A 4,600-nucleotide genomic window follows, 5' to 3' on the forward strand; every position below is an offset into this window, starting at 1 on the left:
TCGGGGAGATTAAGAACCGGATTCAGAGCGGCTACAACCTGCGCGAAATCATTGACCACATTGACGAACTGCGCTTCCGCTCTCAGACCGAAAAACACGAGCTATCCCACCTCTACGAGGCCAAGATCAAGAACATGGGCAACGCTGGGCGCAACGGTGGCGAATATTATACCCCGCGCCCCCTCATTCGCGCCATGGTCCGCGTGGTGCAACCCAGGATCGGCGAGCGCATCTACGACGGTGCGGTTGGGTCGGCTGGTTTCTTGTGCGAATCGTTCGATTACCTGAAAGAAACGTACCCCAAGCGCACCACCGCCCAGGATCGCATCCTCCAGGAACGCACCTTCTACGGGAAGGAGAAGAAATCCCTCGCCTACGTCATCGCCATCATGAACCTGATCCTGCATGGCATCGAGGCTCCCAACATCATCCACACCAATACCCTTACCGAGAACCTCGCCGATATTCAGGAAAAAGACCGCGTGGACGTCGTCATGGCCAATCCCCCCTTCGGCGGTAAGGAACGCCCGGAGGTCCAGCAGAATTTCCCCATCCGCACCGGCGAGACCGCGTTTCTATTTCTCCAGCACTTCATCAAAATCCTGAAAGCGGGAGGGCGCGGTGGCATTGTCATTAAGAACACCTTCCTGTCCAATACCGATAACGCCTCCGTCAGCCTCCGCAAACTCCTGCTGGAAACCTGCAACCTGCACACCGTCCTCGATTGCCCCGGCGGCACGTTCCAAGGTGCCGGTGTAAAAACGGTCGTGTTGTTTTTTGAAAAAGGTGCACCCACCCGCAAAACCTGGTACTACCAGCTCGACCCCGGCCGCAACCTCGGCAAAACCAACCCGCTCAACGACGACGACCTCGCCGAGTTCGTGAAACTGCAAAAGACCTTTGCCGACTCCCCCAAAAGCTGGACCGTGGATGCCAAAACCATAGACCAAACCACTTTTGACCTTTCGGTAAAAAATCCCGACGGCGGCGAGGAAATCACCCACCGTACCCCCAAGGCCATTATGGAGGAAATTGCGGCCCTGGATGCTGAGAGCGCCGAGGTGCTGAAAAATATTAAGAGGCTGTTATGAAAGTACTGCCTGTTCAATTTGAACAACATGCCATTCGTCGTATTTATGACGAGAAGACCGGGACATGGTGGTTTTCGGTCGTGGACATCATTCAAGTGCTCACGCAGCAGCCGGATTATCAAACGGCAAGAAAGTACTGGAATAAGCTTAAAGAGCGCTTGAAAAAGGAGGGGAGTCAGTCGGTGACAACCTGTCACCAACTGAAATTACCCGCCGCCGACCAAGGTAAAGCCCTTCAATGGCCAACGAATAAAGGACCATTGACCATGGCTACCATACCCAAGACATTCCATTACTCCCATGCTTCCCATTCTTCCCATACCGCCTATAGCCCAAGCGCTGGAAAATATCCCGGTGGCACCTCCTCATACAGCCTATCAATTGAAAGCGGGGGGCTGCTATGAAGAAAGGGTGGCAAACCAGTACACTGGGTGACACCTGTGAGATGTACCAGCCAAAGACTATCTCGGGAAAAGAGATGGTCGCGGACGGGGCGTACCCTGTCTATGGTGCGAACGGCGTCATTGGCCGTTACAACCAGTTCAATCACGAAGAGCCTCAGCTTCTTATTACCTGTCGAGGCGCAACGTGTGGATCGGTTAACATTTCTGCGCCAAGATCATGGGTCACAGGGAATGCGATGGTGGTGCGGCCCAAGGACGGATCAATCGAGATGCGTTTCTTGGAATACCTCTTTCGCGGTGGAATCGACATTTCAAAGGCCATCACAGGTGCTGCCCAGCCTCAGATAACACGGACAAACCTTGCCCCACTAGCAATCTGTTACCCGGTTTCACTCCCCGAGCAGCAGCGGATCGTCGGCATCCTGGACGAAGCCTTTGCGGGCCTCGCCACCGCCCGAGCCAACGCCGAAAAGAACCTCCAAAACGCCCGCGCCCTCTTCGAAAGCCACCTCCAATCCGTCTTTACCCGGCGAGCGGATGATGTGCCGCTATCAGAACTCGCCAGCGATGTGACCGATGGGGACCATTCGCCGCCCCCAAAAGCACCAACCGGCGTCCCCTTTATCACGATTTCGGACATCGTGAAGCGCACGCGTGAGATCGATTTTGGCAATACTTTCACGGTACCCGCAGAGTATTTTCGGAATCTGAAGCCGAACAAGAAGCCGAGAGTTGGCGACATTCTCTATACTGTCACCGGCGCGACGCTTGGAATTCCTGTGCTCGTCAGAGAGCAGCGGGACTTCTGCTTCCAACGGCATATCGGGTTGGTTCGCCCCAAGCCCGACACAGACAGCGCGTGGCTTACCTATGCATTGCTCTCGCCGCAGGTATTCAGGCAGGCGACGATTGGTTCCACGGGCACCGCACAAAAGACAGTGTCGCTAAGCGTCCTCCGGGGATTAACAGTCCCGAAATTGGCTCTACCAGAACAAAAGCGCATCGCGGCTCGCCTTGATTCCCTCGCCGCCGATACCCAACGCCTCGCCTCAATCTACTCGCGTAAACTCGCGGCCCTTGAGGCATTGAAAAAATCCCTACTGCACCAAGCCTTCATCGGAGATTTGTAATCTTATCCGAACCTGTTAACGTAACCAAAAAAAACATGAACACTGGAAACTCAAATCAAAAAGTCATCTGCGAAACCATCGCCGAGGTCTTTCCTTCTGAATTCGAAATTGCTGGAGAGGCCGATTATGTGGTCGAGTGCCTTCGGGGTGTAGAGAAGAAAGATCTCCCTAACAAGACGGGCCTCAGGTTTGATGCGAGCGCGGTGAACGCTTTCATCGCCACGCTCGTGCCGGTTGTTATTGCCGGCCTGCAGTACCTGGAAGCCTGCAAGAAGGACGGCAACGAAACCCGGGAGATTGTTTCTCGGAGCGAAGAGATCGAGAAAGTGTTGCTGCAGAAGGCAGAGGAGCTTGGCTGCCGCATCGCGAAGCCGAAGGTGGCAGAACTGGCCAAGGCCATTGCCAAACGGGTGAAGTGAATCCGTCCTACATCATCATTTTTTCACCGCTGCTGATCAACGCATTCCATCCTTGGAATGGGTTTGGGTCCATGGTTGGCGTGTTGGGAGGGGTCCTGCTGATCCACTTCTCGGTGGACTCGGTCGCCACCGGTGTTTCGTCTCTGGCTTCGATCCGGGGCGCACTGGAAACCGCGATGGCGATCTCCAAAGGGTCACCGCCTCAAAAAATCGCCTTGCCAGAAGGCGCGCCGGAAAACTTAAAGCATATCCTTCTGAACCCAATTGCCATGAAGCGACTTCCGGTTGCGACGGAAAGTGAAGAACCCAAGGATGTGCGCGAACTGGTGGTGCAAATCTGGGAAACTGGAGAACCGTCGTTTCGACAGTCACTGCCGGTTGCGTTTCCGAACACGTTTGGGATTTCATACATCTTCATGGGACGAAAAATGGCGCAGTCGCTGAAGAAATTCACGCTCTGGCACGAATATTCGCATGTTACCTACGGCGGCGCAGCGACCGCAGTTTATACGACGGTGATTCCGGTGATTGCCCTGATACACTATGGCTATTTGGCGGGAGTTTATGACTTGCGTCTGCTTTGGTTTGGCGGCGTAGTCGTGGTGGCTTCCGGAATCTGGGGCTTTATCAAGCCGGAGATTGTTGCCGACGTGCTGGCGGTGGCAACACTGACTTCGGAAGAGCGAGGCCATGTGGCCAAGACCTTCCAGACAATTGCCCGTTACTCCAATGGCGCAACCAAGATCATCGCACTTTTCCGGTCATGGATGGCACGAAGGAAGGTTGAACCGCATTCGGGCTGGATCTTCCATGCTGAAATTGTAAGCAGCATGGTGTTGCTTGCGGTTTATCTCATATTTGTGCGCCCTGCTACCGCCGTGAATTTCAGCGGAGGAACGGTTTTTCTCGTTGGCTTATTAGCCTTGTTGATTACTTGGATTCCTCGCGACCGATTGGCTCGATCACAATTGAGGTACTCACATACCATGTCTGAACTCACCAAGGGGTGGACAAATAAAGCAACTATCGCCGGATCATGAACGAAGCTGAAACCAGAGCCGAGCACATTGATCCCGCGTTGAAGGCGGCGGGCTGGGGCGTGGTCGAGGGCAGTAAGATTCTGCGTGAATATGCCATAACGTTAGGCCGCATCGAAGGTCATGGGCGGCGCGGTAAACCGTTGATCGCTGATTACGTTCTGGTCTATCGCAACCGCAAGATAGCCGTCATCGAAGCCAAAGCATGGGACGAGGAAGTCACTGAAGGCGTTGCCCAAGCCAAGAACTACGCGACGAAGATGTCCATCCGCTTTGCCTACGCCACCAACGGCCAAGGCATCTACCAGGTGGACATGTCCCCTGAGTCCCATTCGTCTCATCCCCCGGAAGGCACAATTGCTGCTTATCCGACTCCAGACCAACTATTGGCCATGACCTTCGCCGAAGCGGACGCCTGGCGCGACCGTTTCGCCGCCATCCCGTTTGAGGACAGGGGCGGCACGCACCCCAGCCGCTACTACCAAGACACCTCCGTCGAGCGCGTATTGCAGGCCATCA

The 4,600-nt window shown here is 54.8% G+C and carries 6 protein-coding genes; all 6 read left to right on the forward strand.

Annotation, left to right across the window (positions count from 1 at the left end; genetic code table 11):
- On the forward strand, positions 1-1,091 hold a 1,091-nt coding region (locus WCO56_29000), incomplete at its 5' end, for an N-6 DNA methylase (GenBank protein MEI7733638.1).
- Complete coding sequence (locus WCO56_29005; GenBank protein MEI7733639.1) at positions 1,088-1,495, forward strand: hypothetical protein; 408 nt, start codon at positions 1,088-1,090, stop codon at positions 1,493-1,495. The genes WCO56_29000 and WCO56_29005, both read left to right, overlap by 4 nt.
- Positions 1,492-2,625 carry a restriction endonuclease subunit S gene (locus WCO56_29010; protein MEI7733640.1) on the forward strand — a complete coding sequence of 378 codons (1,134 nt, stop codon included), beginning with the start codon at positions 1,492-1,494 and terminating at the stop codon, positions 2,623-2,625. The genes WCO56_29005 and WCO56_29010 overlap by 4 nt, the downstream gene beginning before the upstream one ends.
- 35 nt (positions 2,626-2,660) lie before the next feature.
- Positions 2,661-3,044 carry a hypothetical protein gene (locus tag WCO56_29015; GenBank protein ID MEI7733641.1) on the forward strand — a complete coding sequence of 128 codons (384 nt, stop codon included), beginning with the start codon at positions 2,661-2,663 and terminating at the stop codon, positions 3,042-3,044.
- Positions 3,041-4,084 carry a hypothetical protein gene (locus WCO56_29020; GenBank protein MEI7733642.1) on the forward strand — a complete coding sequence of 348 codons (1,044 nt, stop codon included), beginning with the start codon at positions 3,041-3,043 and terminating at the stop codon, positions 4,082-4,084. The genes WCO56_29015 and WCO56_29020 overlap by 4 nt, the downstream gene beginning before the upstream one ends.
- The coding region (locus WCO56_29025) for a restriction endonuclease subunit R (GenBank protein MEI7733643.1) at positions 4,081-4,600 on the forward strand (520 nt) is incomplete at its 3' end. The genes WCO56_29020 and WCO56_29025, both read left to right, overlap by 4 nt.

It is taken from the genome of Verrucomicrobiota bacterium (assembly GCA_037139415.1).
Classification (GTDB): Bacteria; Verrucomicrobiota; Verrucomicrobiia; order Limisphaerales; family Fontisphaeraceae; genus JBAXGN01.